Source organism: Paenibacillus sp. Root444D2 (assembly GCF_001426375.1).
Lineage (GTDB): Bacteria > Bacillota > Bacilli > Paenibacillales > NBRC-103111 > Paenibacillus_E.
On the sequence record NZ_LMEO01000045.1, the window covers coordinates 164,245 to 189,462 of the forward strand.

Annotated in this window: 16 protein-coding genes; 3 read left to right on the forward strand and 13 right to left on the reverse strand. The window is 43.6% G+C overall.

The window, feature by feature from the left end; genetic code table 11:
* Positions 1-66 precede the first annotated feature (66 nt).
* On the reverse strand, positions 67-1,893 hold the full coding sequence (locus ASD40_RS22520; protein ID WP_057305404.1) for a heparinase II/III family protein: 1,827 nt from the start codon (positions 1,891-1,893) through the stop codon (positions 67-69).
* Between the two features lie 120 nt (positions 1,894-2,013).
* Positions 2,014-3,096: an LLM class flavin-dependent oxidoreductase gene (locus ASD40_RS22525; RefSeq protein WP_057305405.1), complete on the reverse strand. Its 1,083-nt coding sequence runs from the start codon at positions 3,094-3,096 to the stop codon at positions 2,014-2,016.
* A gap of 269 nt (positions 3,097-3,365) precedes the next feature.
* Between ASD40_RS22525 and ASD40_RS22530 the strand changes: the two genes are divergently transcribed.
* On the forward strand, positions 3,366-3,917 hold the full coding sequence (locus ASD40_RS22530; RefSeq protein WP_057305406.1) for a hypothetical protein: 552 nt from the start codon (positions 3,366-3,368) through the stop codon (positions 3,915-3,917).
* 93 nt (positions 3,918-4,010) lie between these two features.
* Here the strand turns inward: ASD40_RS22530 and ASD40_RS22535 are convergent, their stop codons facing one another.
* The 4 genes from ASD40_RS22535 to ASD40_RS22550 all read right to left on the reverse strand — a co-directional run bounded on the left by ASD40_RS22535 (position 4,011) and on the right by ASD40_RS22550 (position 8,868).
* Entirely contained in the window at positions 4,011-5,714 is a 1,704-nt protein-coding gene (locus ASD40_RS22535) for a glycoside hydrolase family 66 protein (RefSeq protein WP_057305407.1), read from the reverse strand.
* Between the two features lie 6 nt (positions 5,715-5,720).
* Positions 5,721-6,542 carry a carbohydrate ABC transporter permease gene (locus ASD40_RS22540; RefSeq protein ID WP_057305408.1) on the reverse strand — a complete coding sequence of 274 codons (822 nt, stop codon included), beginning with the start codon at positions 6,540-6,542 and terminating at the stop codon, positions 5,721-5,723.
* An 11-nt stretch (positions 6,543-6,553) separates the two neighbouring features.
* Positions 6,554-7,435: a carbohydrate ABC transporter permease gene (locus ASD40_RS22545; protein ID WP_057305409.1), complete on the reverse strand. Its 882-nt coding sequence runs from the start codon at positions 7,433-7,435 to the stop codon at positions 6,554-6,556.
* Positions 7,436-7,530: 95 nt separating this feature from the next.
* The gene (locus ASD40_RS22550; protein ID WP_057305410.1) at positions 7,531-8,868 is read right to left on the reverse strand and encodes an ABC transporter substrate-binding protein; all 1,338 of its coding nucleotides are present in this window, start codon (positions 8,866-8,868) and stop codon (positions 7,531-7,533) included.
* A 177-nt stretch (positions 8,869-9,045) separates the two neighbouring features.
* Here ASD40_RS22550 and ASD40_RS22555 point away from each other — a divergent pair, with 177 nt between their 5' ends.
* Together ASD40_RS22555 and ASD40_RS22560 are read left to right on the forward strand one after the other, a co-directional pair.
* Positions 9,046-10,869, forward strand: coding sequence for a sensor histidine kinase (locus tag ASD40_RS22555; protein WP_057305411.1), 1,824 nt, complete (start codon positions 9,046-9,048; stop codon positions 10,867-10,869).
* A 2-nt stretch (positions 10,870-10,871) separates the two neighbouring features.
* Positions 10,872-12,503 carry a response regulator transcription factor gene (locus tag ASD40_RS22560; RefSeq protein WP_057305412.1) on the forward strand — a complete coding sequence of 544 codons (1,632 nt, stop codon included), beginning with the start codon at positions 10,872-10,874 and terminating at the stop codon, positions 12,501-12,503.
* A gap of 119 nt (positions 12,504-12,622) precedes the next feature.
* Here the strand turns inward: ASD40_RS22560 and ASD40_RS22565 are convergent, their stop codons facing one another.
* The 7 genes from ASD40_RS22565 to ASD40_RS22595 form a co-directional block, all read right to left on the reverse strand.
* Positions 12,623-13,540, reverse strand: a complete 918-nt coding sequence (locus ASD40_RS22565; RefSeq protein ID WP_057305413.1) for an SGNH/GDSL hydrolase family protein — start codon at positions 13,538-13,540, stop codon at positions 12,623-12,625.
* 41 nt (positions 13,541-13,581) lie between these two features.
* Positions 13,582-14,262, reverse strand: coding sequence for a GntR family transcriptional regulator (locus tag ASD40_RS22570; RefSeq protein ID WP_057305414.1), 681 nt, complete (start codon positions 14,260-14,262; stop codon positions 13,582-13,584).
* A 160-nt stretch (positions 14,263-14,422) separates the two neighbouring features.
* A complete protein-coding gene (locus tag ASD40_RS22575; protein WP_235549350.1) occupies positions 14,423-18,868 on the reverse strand; it encodes a X2-like carbohydrate binding domain-containing protein in 4,446 nt (1,481 codons plus the stop codon).
* A 99-nt stretch (positions 18,869-18,967) separates the two neighbouring features.
* Positions 18,968-20,608: an extracellular solute-binding protein gene (locus ASD40_RS22580; protein WP_082562474.1), complete on the reverse strand. Its 1,641-nt coding sequence runs from the start codon at positions 20,606-20,608 to the stop codon at positions 18,968-18,970.
* 161 nt (positions 20,609-20,769) lie between these two features.
* On the reverse strand, positions 20,770-21,666 hold the full coding sequence (locus ASD40_RS22585; protein WP_057305417.1) for a carbohydrate ABC transporter permease: 897 nt from the start codon (positions 21,664-21,666) through the stop codon (positions 20,770-20,772).
* 19 nt (positions 21,667-21,685) lie between these two features.
* Positions 21,686-22,651, reverse strand: coding sequence for an ABC transporter permease (locus ASD40_RS22590; RefSeq protein ID WP_442952697.1), 966 nt, complete (start codon positions 22,649-22,651; stop codon positions 21,686-21,688).
* A 214-nt stretch (positions 22,652-22,865) separates the two neighbouring features.
* Complete coding sequence (locus ASD40_RS22595; RefSeq protein ID WP_057305418.1) at positions 22,866-25,172, reverse strand: helix-turn-helix domain-containing protein; 2,307 nt, start codon at positions 25,170-25,172, stop codon at positions 22,866-22,868.
* Between the last annotated feature and the right edge of the window lie 46 nt (positions 25,173-25,218).

The following is a 25,218-nucleotide window of genomic DNA, read 5'->3' on the forward strand; positions in this document are numbered from 1 at the left end:
GATTATATAAAAAATGTTGTTATATGTCAATATATGTGACATTACCATCACATCAGTTGGAACGCCTTATTCATACATAGGCTCAAGCGTCACAGATATGACCTGCTGTCTGGCCGAATCCATACTCTGCAGATCAATCAGATACACAGTCTCGGCATTCCCAGAATGATCCAAATGTTCAGCAGTCTGAATCGCTGCATTCAACTGGTGGGCTTCATATACAAGTCGAAGCTTCCGACCTTCACTTGCGCTTAAAATGATTTCCCCTTCCTTACCAACTTCTGGCGGATTAAGGGTAATGAAACGCTCTGTAATCGATGTTGGAGATTCCGTGAATTCATAGCTGTCCGTTATCGTTAATTTGCCTTGCAGCTTATCCAAATCGAACAATCGCTCCAACTTGTGCAGATGCGGTACGTCATAAGCTTGCCGCAGATTCATCAGGAATCGATCTCTTCCATCCTGAATACTCACTTCCACTACCTTAGAGCGATACGACTCTCCTTCACTTTGAAAGCAGCCATTGATGATGGGAACACTATGCCCAGCCGAGCTGTTGCAAAGAATCGAATAACGTTCGTCGCCAAAATATTGTCTTGTATATAAACCAGCACCAAGATCCTCGAACCACCTGACGCCGTCCACTACCCAGACGAAATGTCCGATATCATTATGATTATGCGGTTCCGCATTATGTCCGCCTTTGGCAGCAAAGCTGATGAGTTTGCCTCCCACCTGACACCGGCTAACCATCCATTCGGCTTCTTGAAGGAATTCTGAGCGAAGCGGAAGCCCTTCTCTTTTTTCCAGGAGCGAATAGTCCGTCCAAGCCAGATCACGAAGTGCCGTAGCGAAGCGGCCGCAGTGATCAATTGAATTCGAGCGATACGACAGTGACGGCGTACGGAGTTGTTCAATCCTTTGGCATAGACGGCTGAATAATCCGGTCTGAATGCCGCTTGTACGCGAGCAATCGGAGAAATTCGCCACATGATTCTCCTGTAGAAAACAGAATTGAGGGAACTCCGCAATACGCTGGGCTTTCTTTTCATCCAGAAGCAGATCGACCTGTCCACCTGTACGCTGCTTCAGCAGCTCAGCAAAATATACGTAATAACCGAAACCATAGTACCAGTAACCGAGACCTTCGAGACACGCCCCCTCTTCGGTAAACCCTTCAAGGAAGCACTCCATCGCTTCAAAAACGCGATTTAAGACAGGCATCAGGATTCTCGAATCCTGAATCATATAAATAGCAGCCATTCCGATGCTTCCTGCGCATACTGCCGACCAGTTATTCGTTGCTGTCTCCCACCCAAACACTTTCTTGAGCAGCATATAAGGCTGCAGTACTCTTCGCATGACCTCGTGGCGTGCACGTTTAACAATCTGTGGATCAAGCCGATCCTTGAACAAATGACAAATCTCGCTCAACGCATGTGCCGTCTCGGAAGCGAACAAATCTACATGTCTTGGCGCCTCATCTTCTGCTTCGGAATCATGAACATTCAGGTGTGCAGGCAAACACCATGTGTATTCGTCGCATATGGCCCAGATGATGTCCTCGAGTGCAGGAATGAATGCAGCATCATCTTCCGTTAAAGCAGCGATTGCAAAAGCAGCAAGCCGACGTCGACGATCGAAGTACAACTTCTCGAACTCTTTTCTCGATCCATTTACTTGAAATAACCGAAATGCGCTGAAGGGCAGCGCCTCGATGGGCTTCGTGAGAAATTGGGCAGCTAACTGCCGGATTTCTATCCGGTGTGCAGCAAGCAGCGGATTGTCCATACCTGAGCGAATATCCTCAGATCGCGTTCTGACTTCTTCAAAAAGGGAAGCATGATCCTTCTCCGCAGCTTGCAGCGCTTCCAACAATAATCGAGTATTCAAGTGAACACCTCTTTTGGGTTTGTTATCTTAAAACCCACTATAATGAATAAGGTGTTTATCGTCTAGTTCATGAATTTACTTTTTTGGGTAAAATATTAACCTTTTTCGGGCCTCATTGGCCTAACCTGCTGATACCGTGATTGCGGCATGGCTTTGCGGCAAAGGCTCGCTGCTCCAAACCGAACTTGGAAGCTCTTTGCGAAGGACAGGTGCTACTTCAGTCGCAAATCGTTCGACTTGTTCACGCTGTTCTGCTTCAGTTAGCCCATCCACACTAATGCTTACAACTTGATGCCCAAAGGCCGCATGGTAATTTAGGATTTTCTCAATGACTGTTTCGGGGCTCCCTATGAGCGCAGAACCATTCTTGATAGTGTCCTCCAAATCCTTGAATGGAGATTGGTTATGCTGCGCTGAAGCTGTTGCATGCAAGGCATCATAGTAAGGGCGATAACGCTTGATCGCTTCTTCGGGCGTATTCGCCAGGTATAAACTACCGAAACCTGATCCAACAACGGCCTTATTGGGATCATGCCCATAATAGTCTAGCCGTTCGCGGTAGTGGTCGATCAGCGCCTTGTACTTAGCTTGGGGATGAAAGGTATTTGATGAAAAGATCGGCTCTCCATGTTTCGCAGCCAACTCTGTGGATCGTGTACTTGATGCGCTGCCATGCCACACTGGGATTGGTTTCTGGAAAGGTCTTGGTTCAGTAGTGACATTGTGAAGTGCTGGACGATACCGCCCTTCCCAGCTGACATTTTCCTCATGCCATAAGCGTTTCAGTAGCTCATATCGCTCAGCAAGAGATTCCCATTGTTCTTCCTCGGTTATTCCGAATAGCGGATAGTGGCGAGGATCATTCCCTTTCCCAATGATCATTTCCAAACGCCCTCCAGAGAGATGATCAAGTGTGGCATAGTCTTCGGCCACACGAACAGGATCTAACACACTTAGAACCGTTACCGTGGTTAATAAACGTATACGAGAGGTTCGAGCTGCAATAGCAGCTAAAACGACTGGCGGTGAAGAAGACTGGAACGGCGCGCCATGCCGCTCACCTACTCCATAAGCCTCAAAGCCAAGCTCTTCTGCCAGTAATGCCTGCTTAATCACATTCTGAAATTTCTGCTGAACCGTTAATGTTTCCCCAGTCACAGCGTTAGGAAGATTCATCATTAGACTAAATAAAGCAAATTTCATCTTACGCCATCCCCCACAATACACATAATATTAATCGGATTTATAACATGGATAAATTTTAGCATCACATGGTTTCATCGTCTAATAGGTTCTTTCTATCCAAACTTTCAAACATTCTATATAGAGTCGATCTGTTAAATGAAGGAAATTTGCAATTTCTCACAATTTCCTATATATTTTTATATTGCTGATTAAAAAAATATTATATATTTCGGATAATTTTACAAAATTAGTCTTATTCGAATGAGGAAATGAAGAGGTGCACGACAATGACATTGAAAAAAACTACAGCAGGACTCATTTTACTTACCGTGATGTTGACAGGAGCAGCTTGCTCTTCCAATCAACCGAAATCATCGCCAAGCCCAGTAGCCGCAGCTACATCGAACACAACCGCTGCTCCGCAAGCAACTGCTGAAAGCCAAGATGCCGTTAATATGAAAGGCTATATAGCTGCAAGAATCGCTCAGGAGAAAGTGGACTTCCTTTTTGCGGAAGCCAAATCCACCGATGGCGCGTTTATCCTCAACCCTAAAGCGGCAGACGGCAAAGAAAAAGCTGTGAAATTTCTTTCCAGCTATTTCGATACTGCTATGGCTGATAAATTAACTGCGCATTACCTAACTGATCAAAAAGCGGATAATGCTATCGTAACAAACAAACAATCGTTCTTCACTTCTAACCTTCTTGCAACGAAAAAAGAAGATATTACGTTTGACGCGTCGAATTCAAAGGATCAAGTTAAGTTCACTACCAAAGACGGTGTAACGTATACGACGAAAAAAGCAAACGACAAATTCGTTGTCGCTGATGTTCAATAAGAACAACATAGCTGGTCCAGGCTAATGATCAGGTGAGTGTCAAAAGTACCGTCAGGGAAGTTTCGAATCCTGACGGTACTTTTGTGTTCTATGTTATACCTCTATAATTAACAGACTCCACACATAAAGCTTAGGTACGGTAACACAAAGAATTAATCCACGCTCGGTGTCCTCAATTGTATAGATTAAATCATGCGGTCTGCCCATCTCGACATCCGGGCTAGCTGTGAATACATGCTTAACCGGGCCATCGATTTGAATTCTCACTCTGATTCCTTCTACAGGCGTCGGCTGTAATTTACCTTCATTCCAGTAATCCTCTGAATTATTTGTGAGATTAATAAAGCTGATGAGCTTATGTGACTCATTCTCCCTAACAACCGTCCAAACTTTATTCGGTTCTCCATATGTGGAGAAAGAGACATTCTCAAACACATACTCCAAATTATCGCCCTGCACATGCGTCATTGATACGTCGCGCAGCGTTGAATCCTGCAGCAAATGCACATATCTTACGAGAAAATCGTAATAATTCCTAATATTTCTCATAAACACATCGCTTACAATCGTATAGTCAGCATAATATCCCTGCGTGAGAACACCATTGCGCTCACCTAACAGCAGATGATAAGCGCCATGAGAGAAAATAATTGCTGAAAGCAGCAGTGCAGACATATGAGCCTTCTCAACTGTTTCCTCTGACTCCAAACGAAAAGGCTTCAAATATGCAGCTAATATGACTGGCTTTCCTTTGCCCAAGTGATTGGCCCAAGCAATCACTTGCTGAATATGATGATACTTTTCATATGGATTCCATACTTCGATGTAGATGGCATCCTGCTCAGCCAAAGCGACGGTATCAACCGGCCAATTCCCGACATTGTTGAAAATGAGACAAACATCGTCTTTAATCTGGTCTACGGCTTGACGGGTGTTACGTATAAGAATCGGGAATTGCTCATCAAGCCGCTCGACTTTCTGTTTCCCGCCAAGCATAGAAATACCCGTTTTGGGATATCCGTAGGTATCCATATGAATACCGTCGAAATGGACGATTTCGATCGTTTTTTTGTATTCATCAATAATATGCTTGTGCCAAGGAGATTCTTCATTGATATTCATGATGGAGAAGATGTTGATGAAGTCAACAACATGGCCATTACTGTAATATAGCGCCCACTCCGGATGCTCCTTGCAAAAGGCTTTGCTTGCCGCATAGATAGCTCCATAGGCAATCGCCTTCATCCCATAAGAATGACATAGCGCGATTTTCTCCTTCACGACCTTCAGACTCAGCTCTCTCCCCATTAAATCGGTAAACACATCTTGGGGAGGCACGAGATCATTATGGCGGTACATCCAATCATAGAATTGAACTAAATTAATGTGCAGCTTATTAAGGCTGGCAACATCAGTCGTATCACCTTCTTCACGAGAATGAAAATCGCTTAGGAAGCCATAACGAGGTGATTTCCTCCAGTCGGAGACCACATCAAAGCTACTTGAAAAGTGCTGCGGCTCTGCTCCGTCCTGAATAAGTTCAACATCAACGCCGTACCCTTGAAAATCCGAATCAAAAGATGCTATTTCAACCACTTGGGTTGAGCTTGAATTCGGCTGTAAAGTAAGATCAAATGAACATATCTTTATGATCCGGTTCGAATCGAGAATTTTGATATCCAGATGAATTTGAGCTTCATGTTGTGCCGGGTTATCCAGTTCAATTTCAATCGAAACGGGCTCATTTGTAACAAATTGCGCCTTGCTTGCGAATATGTCTTTTATTTGTGGGAACATACTTCCTCACCCTTTCACTGCCCCAGCAGTTATACCTTTGACAAAGTATTTTTGGCAAATTAAAAATGCGATGACAGCAGGAGCTAGACCAATTACAGCGGCAGCAGCCATGAGGTTCCATCGGGCCCCGTACTGTTGAAAAAACATGGACACGGCTAGCGGAATCGTTCGCATCTCTTGGCTTGTCAGGAAAAACACCGCTTGCCCATAATTATTCCAGATCGCCAGGCCCTGCAAGATGACTACCGCAGCGGTGACTGGACGAAGAAAGTGGAACGTGACTCGCCAAAACGCAGTGAACGGTGTACAACCGTCAATAATTGCGGATTCTTCAATTTCGCGAGGTAATACTTTAATGAAGCTGGCGTACAGGAACACAGAAAAAGGGATGCCGTTGGAAGCCATTAGTAAAATCATGGCCCAATGAGTATTAATACCGCCAATCGACTTCATGAGTGTATACAAAGGCACCGTTATGATAATCGCTGGAATCATCATACAAATTAGCAAAACATGAAACACGATCGCATGGAATTTGTTTTGATACCTGGCTATCGCATATCCCGCACAGCTGGACACAAGGATTATCAAAAGTGCGCCGCCTATTGCTATAATCAGCGAATTTCCAATTGCTGCCCCCATCTTAGATACTTTCCAGGCTTGTGAAAAGTTAGCAAAATGGAAATCAGGAAACAGCACAAAGCCATTAAAAAGCGTGCGCGAAGGCGTATTTAGAGCCAAATAAAGCAAGATATAGAACGGAATTAAGGACAGCAGTGCCATAACAATCACTAACGCATATTTGCTGAATACTCGGGTCAAATTCATAGTGAAGCCCCCTACATTTCGAACTCTCTTGTTTTGATGAATTTCATAAAAACAAACACAGGAAAAATAATGATAGCGAATAATATCATAGCAACTGCTGTTGAGTAACCGGTAAAACTGCCATAGAGCATTCTCAAAATGTATATACTAAGCGATTCGGTGCTGTAACCTGGTCCCCCATCGGTTAGAGCAATGATAACTTCGAATACAGACAACGAGCCGATTATATTCGTCACAACATTAATTTTGATAGATTGCACAAGCATCGGGATGGTGATGTACCATAACGATTTGGCATAGCCAGCCCCATCGATTTCACACGCCTCATACATCTCTTTGGGAATCGATTGCAGTCCTGCTAAATAAATAATCATGGTCATGCCCACAAACTGCCATACGTTTATCAGTATCAGAACGAGAAGAGCAGATTTAGGATTACCAAGCCAATTGCCAATAAGCGAATCCAAATGTAAGTTTTGAAGGAAATGATACAGAAACCCGCGATCCGGCTGTAGGATAAAGTACCACACATACCCCATGATGAGTGGGCTAATAACGGCCGGCAAATAAATGATAGCTCGGACTACACTTTTACCTTTGAAGGAACGATCCAATACCAACGCATACAAAAAGCCGAATAAGTTAAGCAGCGGAGCGCTTCCCAAAGCAAAGAGAACAGTAGTTGCCACATCTTTTTTGGCACGTTCATCTTTAAAAAATTCAACAAAGTTCTGAAACCCAATAAATTGAGGCTGAGATATCCCATTGGAGTCGGTCAGACTGATTCCGATCCCCTGGGTCAACGGATATATGAAAAATAGTCCAAATAGGATGATGGCAGGTAGCGCCATTAATTTGTGCAGGTTGTTCCCTAGCTTATGCAGTATTTTCATCCATCTCTCTCTCCAATCATCGCAATAGACCCGGATTAAGCCGAGTCTATTGCATTTAACTCTGGCTATTATCGTAGGGCTCAGCTTAGTTAGCCTTACTTATGTGTTGCTTTCCAGGCTTTATCCCAAGCCGTTTGGTAAGCTTTTGCAAAGTCAATCGTTTTGGTGTATTTGCCTGCCAGTACATCTTGAACCATTCTTCCTGCATCATCGCCAGAGAAGCCAGACGGTGTATCCGTGAACGGAATGTTAACACCAGTTTTCAAAGCTTGCGAAACTTGATCTTTCAATGGACCCCAATCTGCGGATACATCCGTGAATGCAGGAGGCGATTTTAAGAATTCGCTGTATGTTTTCAGGTTCTCAGGCTTGATCAGAAATTCAAGGAACTTCTTCGCTTCTGCTGGGTGTTTGGACTGGGAAGTAATTGCGTATCTAGAGTCGTCTGCGGAAAGCACGACCGGTTTAGTGCCATCTTGGATGGACGGATATGGACTGAAGCCGATGTCATTTTGAATATTCGGATTAATTTTTAGCAGATCGCCCAATACCCACATACCTTGACTGATAATCGCTGCTTTACCAGTTGCAAAAGCCTCTTTTTGATTATCATAAGTAGCCGTCAATGCGTCACCGTTCATCAGTCCAGCACTTTTGAGCTCAAGTAGTCTTTTGGCAAATGTATCAATGGAACCATTCTCTGCATCGAATGCCAATTTATCAGATTCATTATTGATGAATGCTTTACGGGATCCGTTTACACCTAGGGTCTGTTTGATGATACCGTGAGGCAAGAACTCAATGAAATGACCCAATGTCCAGGACTCTCTACCTGCTATAAAGATAGGAGCGACATCTGGTTTCTTATCTTTGATCGTTTGTAAATTAGCTTTGAATTCGTTCCATGTTAAAGCTTCTTTCAACCCAAGTTCATTGAATATTTTTTTATTATAGAATATACCAGCCGTTGTAACGTTCGTCGCGACACGGAACTGCTTACCTGTTTTCACGTCTGTGGACAATTCCTTGATGGCTGGGAGAACACGGGACCAGAAAGCTTCGCTCGAAAGATCCAGATATTTTCCTTGGTCTATATAATCCTGCTCAACGACCGTTGTGATATCTGGAATATCACCAGAAGCGAACTTCACTTTGATCACATTACTTGCATCTTTTTGATATTCTTGTTCAACAACAATACCTGGGTTTTCCGAATTGAATTTCTCAATCATCGTGTTGATCAAATCAACCGTTTCCACTTTTCCTGTGAAAAATTTAAGTTTTACAGTTTCTTTGGGTTTGCTCGTTGTTTGTGCAGGTGCAGTTGTAGCTGGCGCATCTTTTGGCGCTTCAGTCGTTTTTGGGCTGCATCCGGCAACGATCCCGCAGATCATGATGGAACTAAGCAGCACACTCATCTTCTTAGTGTTCATAGATATCCTCCCTTTATCGTATCCCGCTTTATTCTTGGTTACAGTTTTATCATAAGGCGGATTGAATCGACGAGATACACCGCATTTTTTAGATCAAGGTACGATTTTTACAGATCGTGCAAAAACAGATTGCCCTCTATAATGGCAGCGTTTACACTGAATTCAGGGGGAGATTAAATGTATCGATGGAAAAATTACCGTGAGTGGAGCATCAAGAGAAAATTGCTGGTCTTCTCCGCGCTTTTCATTCTTGGATCCGTATACTTAGAATCGATCCTTTCTTATTCCAAGTATACGAAGGATTTTGAAGCGCAGTCCTCCGATAGAGTTGGGCAAATTATTGAGCAGGTCTCCTATAATATCGATACGTACCTTGACGATCTGTTTCGGCTTTCCTTGTCGCCTTATATGAATGATAGCGTCATGAAAGCCATAGAAGATAATCCGAAGAACTCCGATTATGAACTTCTGCAGAAACGCCGCACGATCGAGGGGTATTTGGAAGAAATGATGATTTATCCCCGCAAAGATATTAACCGTGTGTTCATATTAACGGATGATGTGTATACCAGTGGAAGAATTCCTATCAGCGCTGACACAAAAAGCCGTTTTCAAGAATTCGATTGGTATAAGCAAGCCATGACAACGCAGGATTCCATTTTCGTGCCGACGCATACCCAGCAGATGGTAAAAAACCAAGGACCCAAGGTGTTCTCCATCGTCAAACAACTTAGAAGTACACGCAATACAGAGAAAATACTTGGCGTGATTAAAGTCGATGCGAACTACAAAGGCATTGAAATCATCTGCGATAAGGTCAACTTGGGAATTGACGGAGGCTTGTTCATTATTGATGAGAAACACAATGTGATTTACGGCAATACGAAGAATTTGAATGCCCAGAAATTTTATGAAGCTATACAAAAAAGCGGTAAGAATATGCTATCCGTTCAGGATAACAACACCCCTTATTTGCTGAATGCAACTCTTTTACCTAGATCAAATTGGACCATTCTTGCCGTAAGCTCGTTGACAGAGTTAAATCATAAGGCCAAGGAAACAAGAAATTTCGGCTTTTGGATGGCGCTGGTTTGTTCAGCCCTGGCTTTTATCTTGCTTTATTGGTTTATACGCAAGCTTCTGGCACCGCTATTCACTATTGTACATTTGATGAAAGAAGTAGAGCAAAGCAATTTATCTGTTCGTTTTCCCGACCTCAGAAGAGATGAAATCGGATACTTAGGTACCTCATTTAATCGGCTTGTCTCTAGAGTAAGTGAGATGTTGGAAGAGAATACACAGCTCGTCAAGAAAGTGTACGAAACAGAACTGCTGCAAAAAGAAGCACAGGTTCAAGCTTTATATAACCAGATCAGACCTCATTTTATTTTCAATACGTTAAATATGATCTCGATGTTGATGCAAACGGGCAAGCACGAAAAAGCCGTGGACCATATCCACAAATTAAGCGATTTGATGCGCAGCATCACCATGTGGGATAAAGAAATCCCGCTCCAGCGTGAACTCGAGCTTCTTCAAGCTTATCTGAGCATCCAAAGCAGCCGATACGAAGGAAGACTCGACTATTCGATCCAGATTGACCCTGTTCTATATGATCGGTTACTCCCTGCCCTGCTCTTTCAACCGATTGTAGAGAATGCAGTCATTCACGGATGTGAAGCTCAACGCGAGAAAACAACCCTAACGATTTTAAGTGAAACGAAAGAAGAGGAGATACTCTTCACCATACAAGATACCGGGAACGGAATGGGTAACGAGACATTGGCTCAGCTCCGCCGTAAGCTGGAGCGGTTAGAGATGGAGGAACCGGTACCTGGAAAGAGGGTTCGTGATGGTCTGGGGATCGGTCTTATCAATGTGAATAAGCGCATTAAGCTAAAATATGGTCCCGATTATGGATTAACCGTGGACAGTGTGCTTAATGAAGGAACGACCGTTTGGATCCATTTGCCCCGTTATGGGCCGGAAAGGAGCAGATAAAAATGAATAAAGTCATGATTGTTGATGATGAGCCGTTGGTCCGCGAATTTTTGAAGCTGCATTTTAGTCAAAATCATCTCGATTGGGAAGTGGCTGACGAGGCCATGGACGGTCAAGAAGCATGGGAAAAGCTGCAGGAACAGCGGGTCGATCTCGTCATTACCGATATCAAAATGCCTGTGGTTGACGGGATGGAGCTGTGCCGTAGATTATCACAAACGGATCAGCCGCCGATCGTATTGATTCTCTCTGGCTTTGACGAGTTCTCTATGGCGCAGGGAGCAATCCGTTATGGTGTTCATAGTTACTTGCTGAAGCCAGTGGTTAAAGATGATCTGATCGAAACGATCAAACAGATAACCGATCAGCTGGAGCGGAAATCCCGTGAGGAGCTTGCTTTTCTCGCAATGAAAAATATAAGCAAAGACAGTCAAAGCCAAGTGGTGAAGCAATTCTTGAAAGCATTGGTAAGCGACAGTAGTGTGGAGATAAAAGCGCTGTATCCGCTCGTGTTTCGACTGAAGGTACAGCTGATTGAAACCGAAGGTATGATTATGGTGCTTGATTTGCACGAGGATCAACTTGCGATGAAGGGTATTCCGCTCAGCGATAAATCGATCTTTCGATTTATTCTGAATCAAATCGCGAGCGAATTATCCGAGGAAGGCGGAGGAATGGGATTTGTATTCTTGGATGAAGAACAGAACACTTGCATTCTTGTGACGGGTGAAGACAAAAACCATATCAAACAAAAATGTAAATTGCTATATGAAAAAATATCCTCTGTGATGCTGACAAATACAGGAGTCACCGTGTCTGGCGCTCTAGGCTCCTTTGAATCCGAATTATTTCAGCTGCAAGCCTCTTATCAGATCGCAAGCAGGAATCTTCACTATCGTCTTTTTTTAGACGGACCTACTCTGTTCGACGAGCTTACTCTGCTTAACGAACAACCACGCCTTACCGCTTTGGAGTATACAATGTCCTCCATCCAATTCGCTTTACTGGATCATAACGAAATCGTTTACTCTATGGCTATTAACCAATATGTCGACCAGATGGAGGCCTACAGCGTATCCAGCATACTTAAATTTGGCATTTATTTGATCCGAAGACTGGCCAAAGGAACGAATGAACATCGAGGAGAAGTCTTGGAGAGAGCCTACCGGTACCTACAGAAGAATTCTCAACAAACAAGCGTACAATGGACAAATGAATCCACCCTTATCTTATTCCGCGAAACACTTGGTTTTTTTACCTCAGGAAGAAATGAGGAACCGAACCCAGTCAACGAACAAGATATTGTCAGCCGCGTCAAAGCCTATATCTACGCCCATTACTCCGAGCCGCTGAGCTTAGCCCTATTAGCTGAGAAACTAGGCATTTCTTCCGGATATTTAAGCCAAATCTTCCATAAAACCGTGCAGGAATCCTATATCAAATTTCTGACACGTGTTCGAATGGAGCAAGCTGCCAAGCTGCTGAAAGCCGTTCCTCCGGAAAAAGTATACGATGTTTCTGACAAAGTCGGCTACGTCAGCGTCAAGCATTTCTCCCATGTATTTAAACAGCACTATAACATGCCGCCCGGTGAATTTCAGGAAAAATACATGAGTACTCAACGAGGGAATTAAACGCCGCTCGTTATCGCATCAATTTCTTTCAACTCATTTTCGATACCACGAGCGATAATGCTGTATTCAGGCTGTACGCTCTCGAAGCGTGCGTGAAATTTCCTGTATCATGAATGATTTTATTGAGACTTCACGGCGATCATCCGAATTTGCTTGGTGATCTCTTCGCCTCTTCTCAAGGCTAATTCCAGTGGCAAAGCTTCCTTTTTACTAGGATTGGTATGACCTACGTGTTCTTTCCATGCCGATCCTAATAGCTGTTGACGCTGCAGGATCAATTGATATAATTGCGAATTATCGGGTTGTTCTACGAAATCTGGCATCTGTTCCAACGTAATATGAAATAAACGACTTAAAAGCGTTCTAGCCATCACCCAATGACCATCTGAGTTTGGATGAATACCGTCACCAGAACGATAGCTAGGGTTGATTTCGCGTTCTTGTTCTCTATGGTGAAGAAGTGGGTTGTAGATATTCACGACTTCTTCAGCAGTTGAATCCAACGTTAGCAGCCAATTCGCATAGTATCTAATGACATCATTGTAACGTGCATATGGCTCCTTGTAGCTGTAGTCTTTCTGACCATCAGGCAAAAGAACATTAACGTTCATAGATTCGGGATCAAAGGGCGGAGGCGTCATGACGATGGCTTTTGCCCCGCTTTGATGGATCATCCGAATGGCTGTAAGTATACCATTTTGATAAGCTTGAAACCGTTCTATTGAAAATGGTGCATAGATGCCATCATTCATGCCATATCCCACAACAACCCAATCCGGTTTGCTTTCTTGTAGTGCCCTTGCTAATCGATCATGGATACAGGGACGTGGAAATGGATGGTCGGCCTCGGTTAATCCAGAAGCAGTCTCACTGCTTACGCCAAGGTTTATGAGTGTGAGAGGAATGTCGGGCCTATACTGTTCAAAATAAGCATCCACATAAGCAATAAACGTCCCTTCATCTGTAATACTGTCCCCAAGAAAAACAATTCTTTTACCTTCAGTCAACTGCAATTCCTTTCTTTCGATTGGAGTCATCTAAACTCTCCTTTTCATCATATCCCCGTGATAAAATTCGACTAGTTACTACCCGCTTTCATAAAATGAGCATTCGTCCTTTTGCGGGAATTAATAATATGCTTGGACATGGCATCGGATGCGCCTTTGGGATCTCGCTGCTTTAATTTCTGTAAGACAGCATTATGTTCCGACCATTCCTCATTCGTGGTATTAATATCTAAGTTTAATTGGATGTAGGTTAAATATCTTTGAATCTGTTCAATATACCCCCTAACTAAATTCTGTAAATTGGAATTGTCGCAATAGGTCAGAATAGTGCCATGTAAAGACATGTTCATTTCCTTAATAGTCCCCAAACCGTTTGTAGATCTCGGTGATTGCTGAGTTTGAAGGGAATTCATAGTTTCTTGCAGACGTTCCAGTGTTTCATCAGGTATAAGAAGCGCGGCCTTTTCAACAGCAAGTGGTTCAAGCTGCAGTCTAATCTCAAATAATTCGTCCAACTCTTTGACACTCATCATATTCACAAACATCCCTTTAAAAGGAATGACATTCAGATACCCTTCCGATTGCAATCTGGAGAGGGCCTCACGAATCGGAATATTGCTTACTTCTAAATCGCGCGCTAATTGATCAATGTTAATTTTTTCACCGGATTTCAATTTATGAGTTAATATGTCTTCTTTGACAATCCGATAAATTTCTTCGGTTAAATTAACACGACTAATTTTACTGCCCATAGGATACCCTCATTCTTTTTACGCTTAATATATCATGTATGATTGTGGGTTATCAAATAATAAATATCGAGCCCTCCCTTGACAACTAGAAGGGCTCGATATATTAGAAACCTATGTCGTAACTCTTACAAAATTTGTTCGCCCGCAGAGGGTCGGATACTTACTTCTGCTCATCATCCTGGTCATCATCTTCATGATCATTCTGATTATCGGATTTCTTACTTGTTTTAAACGTAACTTCAGCCCCATAGCTCGTTCCCGCTGAGTTAGTCGCGTAAGCTCTGGCGTAATACGTCGTATTTGGTTTCAATTTCTTTATTTTCTCACTAAATTCGCCTAATCCAGAGCCAATGGCAACTTTAGTTGATCCGGAACCAGCTATTGTAGGAGTTGGTGCTGTTGAATACACGATTCCTCGCGATGTGACAGCAGTACCTCCATCAGCCGTTACTTTTCCGGCAATTGTTGCGCTTGTGTTCTTGACCTTAGAGACCCCAGTCGTCGTTACGGCAGCAGTTGACGGTACCTGCGCAACCGTAAAGCTTAATTTATCCAGCAGCATATAGCTGCCTGATTTTTTCACGACTTTGATTGTGTGCAAGCTATTGGAAAGACCGGAAATACTGTAAACCGTTTGTTGAACTAATCGCGTTGCATTATACGTGTTAACGGTTTGTTTGAAAACATCATCTACGTAAACGTCGATTTCACCCTGTGAAGCATCTTTTTCCGTTATAACTGCTATTCCGGTTCCTTTAAAGGTGTATTTGAAATAATCGTTGTTTGTTTCTGTAAAATGCACGTCGTTTTTATAATCTCCACTAAAGACGAACGTTAGATTCGTAGTTCCCACCGGCTGCGCTGCAAGGTATTCCTTCTTGATCGTTAACGTATTGCCTACTAATGTGTAATCGGTTCCTGACACTAGAGTCGTACGACCATTGACAATTCGATCAAGTACATACTCGCCCAGTGACAACGTAGTGCTCACATCTGCTTGTGCAGTTATCTTTTTGTCAAAACTACCTGTATCAGGACTCATCAGATCGCCTACAAGTATTGTTAATTTGTCCAGCAGCATATAAGATCCCGATTTCTTCACCACTTTAAGCGTATGAGAACCACTTGGCAATCCTGCAATGCTGTACACCGTTTGCTGTGCTAATCGACTGGCATGATAAGTACTCACGGTTTCCTTGAATACATCATCAACATAAATATCGATATCGCCTTGTGAAGTATCCTTCTCGGTGATCAACGCAATGCCCGTTCCCTTGAAGACATATTCAAAATAATTATTGTTCGCCTCGGTGTAATGAACGTCGTTCTGATAATCCCCGAATACTCGATTATTGCTATAACCCCATGATCCAGAATAATGAATGGCAGCATTATCATCATTGATACTAGCCGTGGCGCCATGGGATACGGTTGCCGTTTGTACAGTCATTTCCGACGCTGCCGAAGGAGTCAGCTGGATTGACGTAATGGATGGTACTACTTGAACCGATTGTGCTGACACCTGTCTATACACACTTCCCGTAACTGTGCTGCCTGCAGCTGATGGAGTCACGTTCAATTTGTCCAACAGCATAAAAGACCCTGATTTCTTCACTGCCTTGATGGTATGAGGACCGTCCGGCAGTCCCGCGATACTGTATACACTTTGTTGGACTAACCGACTATTGTTAAATGTACCCACCGTTTGCTGGAACACGTTATCTACATAAATATCGATATCGCCCTGCGAAACATCCTTCTCTGTCATCAATTCAATGCCCGTTCCTGTGAAGGCATACTCAAAGTAATCGTTGTTGGCCTCGGAGTAATGAACATCATCGTTATAATCTCCGAGTCCCCGATTGTTGCTATACCCCCAAGAGCCTGAGTAAACAATACCCGGATCGTTATCGTTAATAGAAACCGGTGTAATCGTCACCGAGCTGTCGCCTACTTGAATTGGAAGGTTCTGGGCAGCTCCCCCACTGAAGGTGAAGGTCAGATCCGTCCAACCAATGGGTTGAGCCGCAAGGTATTCCTTCTTGATCGTTACAGCATTACCCGATAACGAGTAGTCGGTACCCGCAAGCAATGAGGTTCCTCCGTTAGCGATGCCGCTGAGGGTATAGCTGCCTGGCGTCAGAGTAATCGTTACATCTGCCTGTGCCGTTAACTTTTTGTCAAAGCTTCCCGTAACAGGATTAATCAGATCAGCGATTAGAACGCGCAATTTATCAAGGAGCATGTAAGAACCTGATTTTTTCACAACCTTGATCGTATGAGGACCGTTCGGTAATCCTGCAATCCCATAGACGGGTTGTTGGGCTAAACGACTCGAATGAAACGTGCTAATCGTTTGTTTAAATACACCATCCACGTAAATATCTACATCGCCCTGTGATGAATCCATTTCTGTAATATATTCAATACCCGTTCCAGTAAAGGCATATTCAAAATATTCGTTATTTCTTTCGGTGAATTGTACATCATTCAAATAATCGCCAAGCCCTCGATTCGTACTTCGCTGCCAAGCGGCCGAATACGTAATCCCCGAGTCATCGTTATTGATGGCAATTGATCCGCCTTGAGAGGTGTTGCTTACAACAATAGCTAGCGTCTGCGGATTTCCGGCGCTGAAGGAAATAAGCAGGTTCGTTGTCCCGAGCGGTTGTGTGGCCAGGTACTCCTTCTTGATCGTTAACGTATTGCCAGATACTGTATAGTCAGTGCCTAATACAAGCTGTGTTCCGCCATTCGTTATAGCGCTGAACTGATTACCGTCTAGTAGCATTGTAGTCGTAACATCCGCCTGCAGCGTTACCTTCTTATCAAAATTTCTAGTTGACGGAAGGATCGTGCTGTTCTTAGGCGAGGTGTCGCTCACTGCAATAGTCAGAATAGGTCTAGCTCCCGCGCTGAAAGTGAAAGTAAGCTGTGTAGTTCCGACCGGTTGAGCAGCAAGGTAACCCTTCTTGATCGTTACCGAGTTGCCTGAAACCGTATAGTCGGTGCCAAGCACCAAGTCTACACCGTCATTCGATATACCGCTTAGTGTGTTTCCATTCAACGTCATCGTTGTCGTTACATCAGTCTGAGCGATTACATTTTTATCAAAACTCTCGGTAGAGGGACTGATCGTGCTGTTTTGTGCCAATGAGTCGATCACGGTTATGGCAAGATTCTGAGTGGCACCCAATCCCCTGTTGCTGTTTCGCTGCCAATCGCCTGTGTAGGATATTCCCGTATCATCATCATTGATGGAGGAAACGCCTCCTTGCGATGTAACCTTCAACAACCGAGAAGCATGAGGAGCCAAATCCCCTGAACTGAAGCCCGAGTTAAATACACCTAGATCGCTATGACTCCATAAATCTCGTACAGAGGCAGCTCCGCTTAAACCAATATCGCTCCAATTGACGTTCACCGTCGCGTTCGAGCTTCCCAGATTAAACAGTCCAACGGTATAGGTTCCATCGCCGTTGTTCGCATACCAGACCTGCTGCTCGGTTGCGAGGGATACGGGATGTGCCGGCTTACCAGCCTGATTGACGGCGATTGCTTCATCATTCGTCAAGAGCTTAATGCCAAACTCGTCCAGGTTGGTTAAGTCATTGCCTGTATATAGCTGGGCCGACGAGATGGCCCAAAAAGTCATGGCTGTCTGCCGCTCATCCGGTGTAATGCCATCCATGGCGCCGTTACCGATATTCAAGGAATCGAAATTATTCCATCCGCCCGGACCTGCATGGCGCCACCACTCTCCAGCTCGCGGAAATAGCCTGGCGATGTTAGCCCAATTGGTCAATCCCGCGGTTCCGCAATAACATTCAATATCCCAGTCGACACGCCATCCGTTTGCGTATTTCTTCCAGGTGTCAGCATAGTTAATATCCAGCGCCCATGATAATTCGAACCAGATATGATGCGGTGCAAGTGCCTGGGACCAAGCTTTGACATCACCGCGAGCATCAATGGACGTGTCATTATGTCCGGAGCCCGGGGTTACGCTGTCGAACTTCACGAAATCAACACCCCATGAGGCAATCTCATCGGCAATGGAGTTGATATAGCTCTGAGCACATGGCTTTGAGAAGTCAATTTTATAACCTATATTCCAATAATCCGACGTCGTTAATGGAAGGACCACGATGTCTTGTGCATGGCAGGAGGTACCATAGATTGGCAAGTTGGCGTCATAAGCTGCCGGCGACATCCCCGGTATAAAATAGAGGCCAAACTTTTGCCCATTGTTATGTACATGATTGATGACCTCACTAAGGCCATTCGGATACAAAGTAGTGCTTGGTTGTGGGCGTCCGTATTCATCCATACTCCCATTCCAGGCTGCATCTACGTTGATATAATTGTACCCATGAGGCTGCAGAGTCGCATGCATAGCGTCAGATTGCGCTATAATCTGTTCGGCTGTAATCCAATTTCCGTTGTTATGATACACCTGCATGCTGTAGCTGCTCCAGCCCATGTAGGGTTTTTGCGCTAATCCATTATCAGCTGCCTGTACGGGTTGTCCTTTCGGGATAAAGACAGCAAACAACGTGATAAAGAAACTAAAAACCAGCAGCCATAATCTAGTTTTCTTATTCATATATCCCACATCATACATCCCCTTTAGTGTTTAAATTCGTAAAAAAAAGCCAGGTGCTTTAATTCTAGAACAAACACCTGGCCACTACTTCATCGATCGTTATTTTTTTATTGCTGCAGTATCGTAAGCTTTTTGCAGAATTTCAAGGTATCTGCCCATTTTTAAGTTTTCGAGACCTTTCACATAGGCATCCCAATCCTTCGTCAAGTCCTTATTCCCTGTAATAAATTGAAGCGAACTTTGCTCAATATAGTTCTTGATGTTGGTTTGAAGAATGCTCGCTTCGTCTGTGAGTGCCGGATCAATCCAAATCGCCCACATTGGGAATAGTTCCTTCGGTTCATGACCTTGATACAAGAGCGTCGCATCGTAGAGTCTACGCTCGTAGTTTGCAGAGTCGTAAACATCCGTTCCTTGTACGAAGCTGTCTCTGTACTCTTTCGGCTGGTAGAAGTGACCCATACCGCTCCATCCGGCATTACGAGGAGGCTGCCCGTCTACAGCTGGAATCGTTGCAATTTGAGGTGTAACTCCCTTGCCTAAAGCCACTTCGCCATCTTTCGGTTTTCTCCAATCGATGCCTTCCATACCTGATGCTGCATTCGTTTGTCCTTCTGTCGTGTACATGTAATCAACCATTTTAATCAACGCGATTTGTGATTCTTTGCTTGCTTTGTTCGTAAGAACGAATTTCGCACCCGGAATTAAGCCACCTCCATCATGCGTTGCTAATGAACCATGCGGTCCTGTCAGCGGAGGTACGGGATTATAATCAGCTGAATTTTTATTTCCTTTATCAATGTTAACGAAGATGGCTGGATGCATGCCCGCGCCTGCACCTAGAATTTGTCCGCCAGCGTTCTCGCCAATTTTCTTAAAGGCTTCGGCATTTTGCGTAAACGCACCTGGATCGATCAAGCCCTCGTCGTACAACGATTTAATATAGGTAAGTCCTTCTTTCCATTCCGGCTTATTGGCCGCAGTATCCACTTTACCGTTAACTAAGTTCAGGTAATTCCGGTCATCATCATAGATGAAGCCGTTCATCAGGAATGGAATGACACGCACGCCGAAATCCTCAATCGATCCGCTAAGCGGAACTTCGTCAGCTTTACCATTGCCGTTAGGATCGTTCTTCTTGAAAGCTTGAAGCACTTTCTTGAAATCTTCGGTCGTTTTCGGCATTTCGAGGTTTAATTTTTTCAACCAGCTTGTATTGATCCACATTTTGTTCGGGTAAGAACAGTGGAAGCATTGCGTATAGGAGCCAAGTCCGTATATTTTTCCGTCTGGCGCTGTGACGAAGCTTTTGAGCGTTGGATCCTTCTCCATCGCCTTTTTAATATTAGGCGCATATTGGTCGATCAAATCGTTCAATGGAAGCAGAACGCCTTGCTTGCCGAACTTGAGAAGATCAGCTTGTGAGAATTGGTCGATATAGGCCGTTAACATATACGCCTCTGGATAATCGCCGCTCGCTAAGGAGATTTGACGCTTTTCTTTGGCCCCATCATAAGGGATGATTTCGAACTTAAATTTAGCATTAAATTTGCTTTCCAAATGCTTCGTGAATAGGTTCGTCTTCAAATCCATGTCGTTCGCTTGTTGAGCAAAGACGCTAATTTCTACGGGTTTAGCCGCCGCTGGTGCTGCACTTGGCGAAGCTGTCCCTGTTGAAGGATTCGGCGATGCCGTATTCTCCACTTTACTCGAACATGCGGCAAGTACCATACTGAACATCAAGATGAAAACCAAGCTACTAACCGATCTTCTTTTCAATTGAATCCGCTCCCTTTTTTGAATTGACTAGTTTGCTTATCTATCGTTTAATCTTTAGACGCTATTTTTTTAGTCAATCACCCCTTTCAATTCTTCAATCGGACAGGTTATCCCTCTTTCACTTACCCTTTTACAGAACCTACCAACATCCCCTGAACAAAGTAACGCTGCACAAACGGGTAGATGACGAGTACTGGAAGCGTTGCCACGACAATCAGTGAATATTTCAAAAGCTCTGCCAGCTGCTGTCTTTCTACCTGTTTTAAGGCATCTGTGGCATTGGAGCTATTGTTAAGAATGATAATGCTGCGCAAAATGAGCTGAAGCGGAAAAAGGTTGGCGGTTTTGAGATAAATAAGGGCATCGAAGTAAGCGTTCCATTGACCCACAGCGTACATTAAGAACAGAACAGCTATGATTGGTTTCGATAATGGAACCACAACACTCCACATGAACCTCAGATCGCTGCATCCATCTATTTCACTCGAATCAATTAATTCATCGGGAATTGAGGACTGGAAGAACGTTCTCGCAATGATCACTTGCCATACCCATATCGCGTTAGGAATCAATAAGGCCCATCTGGTATCGATTAACCCCATCTGTTTCACAACCAAGTAAGTAGGAATCAATCCACCGCTAAATAACAACGTGAATGTAATTAGCATCATCAGCATATTTCTTCCGAATAAAGTTTTACGTGATAATGGATAAGCAATCATGATCGTAAGCATTACACTGATGATCGTTCCGGCAGCCGTATAAAAAAGAGAATTGGCGTAGCCTGTAACAATTTTCGGGTTTTCGATGAGAGTTGCATATCCCTTGAGGGAAAATTCTACGGGCCAGAGCCACACACGGCCTGAGGTTACCGCCGACGGACTGCTGAACGAGCTGCTAAAAATATAAATAAGCGGATATAAGACGATAACTAAAAGGAGGCTCAGTATCACGTAGATGCTAATCAAAAATAGTTTATCGCCAACCGATTCTCTGATTGTCGTTTTCATCGTATTCATCGTTTGGTTCCTCCATTGTTTACCAGATACTCGTATTCGATAATCGCTTTGCTACCATATTGACACTGACAAGCAGAATTAAATTGATAACAGAATTAAACAATCCAACCGCAGTAGCAAAACTATAATTCGCGTTCAATAAACCAATTTGATATACGTAAGTGGCAATCACTTCGGAATTTATCTTGTTCAGCGGATTTTGCAGCAGATAGATCTTTTCGAAGCCAAGCGACATGACACTCCCTACATTCAAAATGAAAACAATCGTGATGGTTGGCATGATGCCGGGCAAGTCGATATGACGGATTTTCTGAAACCGTGAAGCGCCATCTACTTTGGCTGCCTCATAGAGTGAAGGATCGACTCCTGCTAACGCAGCCAAGAAGATAACTGCCGAATAGCCTGCCGTCTGCCAAATATCCGACCACACATAGATCGAGCGAAACATGCCGGGTTCCCCAAGAAAATTGATTGATCCCATTCCGAAATGATTCATCGCCACATTAACGAAGCCTAGCCGTGGTGCTAGAAAAAGCATGATAATGGATACCATAACGACGGTGGATATAAAATAAGGAGCAAACGAAACCAATTGAACAAACCGCTTAAATTTGCCGTTGCGTATTTCATTAAGAGCCAAGGCTAACAAAATGGGAATTGGAAACCCGACGATTAACAAGTATCCGCTAATGAGGAGTGTATTTTTAATTAACGTCCAAAAGATCGGATTATCAAAAAACAACTTAAAATGCTTGAATCCTACCCATGGGCTTCCCCATATCCCTTTAGTGACGTTGTAATCCTTAAAAGCAAGGACGGCATTCAACATCGGATAGTATTTAAAAATAAGGAAAAACAAAGCTGGCGGAATGACGATAAGATACAGTTGCCAGTGTTTTCTAAAACTCTTTGCCGCTGCTGTGAGGAGGCCTCCACGCTCTTTTGGTGCCACTCTGCTGCGTTCGATTACAATCCCTTTTTCCAAAATGCTCCCCCCTAAATTCCTCATGCAGTTCTGATAGCGCTTTCTATATGGCTGATTATAGGGGTCTATTGTTGCTCCCGTATAGGTACAATTGCGTCGTTTTACGAACAAATAACCCGAATTCAGCGGACATTTTTCCTATTCGAACGGCCATTTTCCCCGCTACAGCCATATGAGACAGAAAAAATCCTAACCGCCTAAGCGATTAGGATTTTCATTCTTCTGGGGACTGTCTGAACGAGCTTGGCGATACGCCCATAACTCGCTTGAACGCCCTTCGGAAGGAATGTGAACTGTTATAGCCAACATGCGAAGCGATTTCATCCACGTTATATTGATTTCTTTTTAAAAGAGTCGCTGCATGGTCCATTCTAACTTTTTCCAAATGATCGGATAAATTCGTCCCCGTTACCTCTTTAAATAATTGGGAGATGTATTTTTCTGGACGCTCTACAATCTCAGCTATCCGGTACAGATTTAAATCGGGATCTGAATACTTTTCAGCGATATATTCATTAATTTGCTTCACTGTTTTAATATGCGCATCGTTCTTTTTACTCGTGATGAGACCGCACATGGCTGAGATAATCTCATTGATTTCACGCGAAATCAGCTCAATGGCTTCAGAGGCCTGGATGCTAATGATCCGATTTTTGATTTTCTCGAACATAGGAGATTCCATGAGAGCCTTCTGGTCGAGTAATTTAAGCAGCGTTCCTTTCACTTCTCCAATGAACTGATGCTTCATCTCCACAGAAAGCTCTCGATTTTCTGTATTTTGCTCGATCATCGACTTGACGATCCGCTCGGCTTCATCCACATCGCCTGCCCTAATTGTACTGATTAATCGCAGCTCCACATCGATTGGATAATAATACGTGTTACTCTCTACTCGTGTATCACTGTACCAAACGATTCCTTTTCTATTCATATATACGGCGTATTCTAAGGCCTGTCTGGCTTGCTCATAGGAACGGCTAATCTCCATGACGGAAGCAAAGGGATCGCTTAATGCTGCTGTAATGGTAATTCGATAATCGGTAAAGGCCAGATTGGCAAGATTAGCCACGAGTTGTTCGATTTCCTCCTTGCCAATTTCTTCACCTTCATCCTTTTCTCCTGATGTAAATAAGGTTACTATGCGATCTGAACCCAAATCAGTCATATGAACATGCAAGTGGCTGCCTGAATCAATTAATATCTGTTTCAGGATGAGTCTGGCCGCATTCAGCTCGTTGAGAATTTCAACGCTATCCATACCGGAGTAGCCATTGATTTGTACGATACCTGTGTACCCGGTATTCATATTTAGCCCTGTGTCAGCTTGCGCGGCAGCAGAAATCATTTCTTCCCTCGATTGAAATTCTCCCGCAATTAGGCGTTTGTAAAAAGCATCTCGAATTAATGGAAGCTGCCTATTCAACTCAGACTCAAGGCGCTTGTTATTCGTAATGATATTCGAAATATTACCTTGCAAGAAATCATATTCATTGCGCTCTGTCGTTGCTTCCTTGCCAAACTGGTCTTTCATTACACTTAGCAGCCTATTAATCGGCACCGTATTTCGATAAGACAGCATAAAACCAACAAAAAGCCCGATCACTAGTGCAACACCGGTCACCGACCAAGTGATGTACTTGATTTTATTCGCATTCTCCATTAGGACATGTCTTGGAATGCCTGTGCTGTATACCCAACCCGTTAATTTGGATTGAATCCTTATCACGAGATCATCGTCATAGAATTGACTGACTTTCTCTTTATCGAAGCGGCTGTCAGCAGATAAGTGATCCATTTCCTGTTGACTGATCCCCTGCAAGCTAATGGTATGTCCTTCCGCATCACTAATATGCGTCCAACCGCTGTTCGGATCTCTTAAACCGGACAAAACACTGTTGATTGTTTGTTCATCAATAATGGTGACAACCGTGGCCGGTGGAGAATCACTGAAGCTGTCTAATGGGAGCGATTGCATAAAGGTGACGACGGAGGTTTGGACGCCGTTATTGACAAACGGACTCAGCGGCATGATTTCGCTTCTATGTGTTTTCTCTAATACCGTTTTTTTCCATTCGTCCAAGGAAAGATTGGTGTAATGGGAAGTCTGATAATAATGCTCAGGGCGAAAATAAGCATTGCCTGGCGTCATAACGACGTTAAAATTCGTCAAATAAATATAGAAATGCTTCAAAAAATCATTCGTTTGGCTGTAGGCCTTAATATCTCTCGTTATTTTCCAGACCCCATACACATTTGCTTTATCATCGACCAATTTTTCGTTCAAAAGGACACTCAGGTCTTGGTTTAAAGCCAGCTGCCTCGTAAAACTTTCAACTTCGGCCATTCTGCGTTCCAGAATCTCCTGGCTCTTTTGAAGCTGCGTCACATTATTCTCAATGGAAATCGATTGTGTGACCGTGATCGAAGTACGGTATGACATGTAGCCTGCAATGCTGGGAATGATCAAAATAACGATATAAGAGATCAGAAACCTTCGAAATAATCTGGAAAACTTGGGCACTAACCATTCTCCCTTTCATTTTGGAGGTTTCGGAATACGTTCTTTA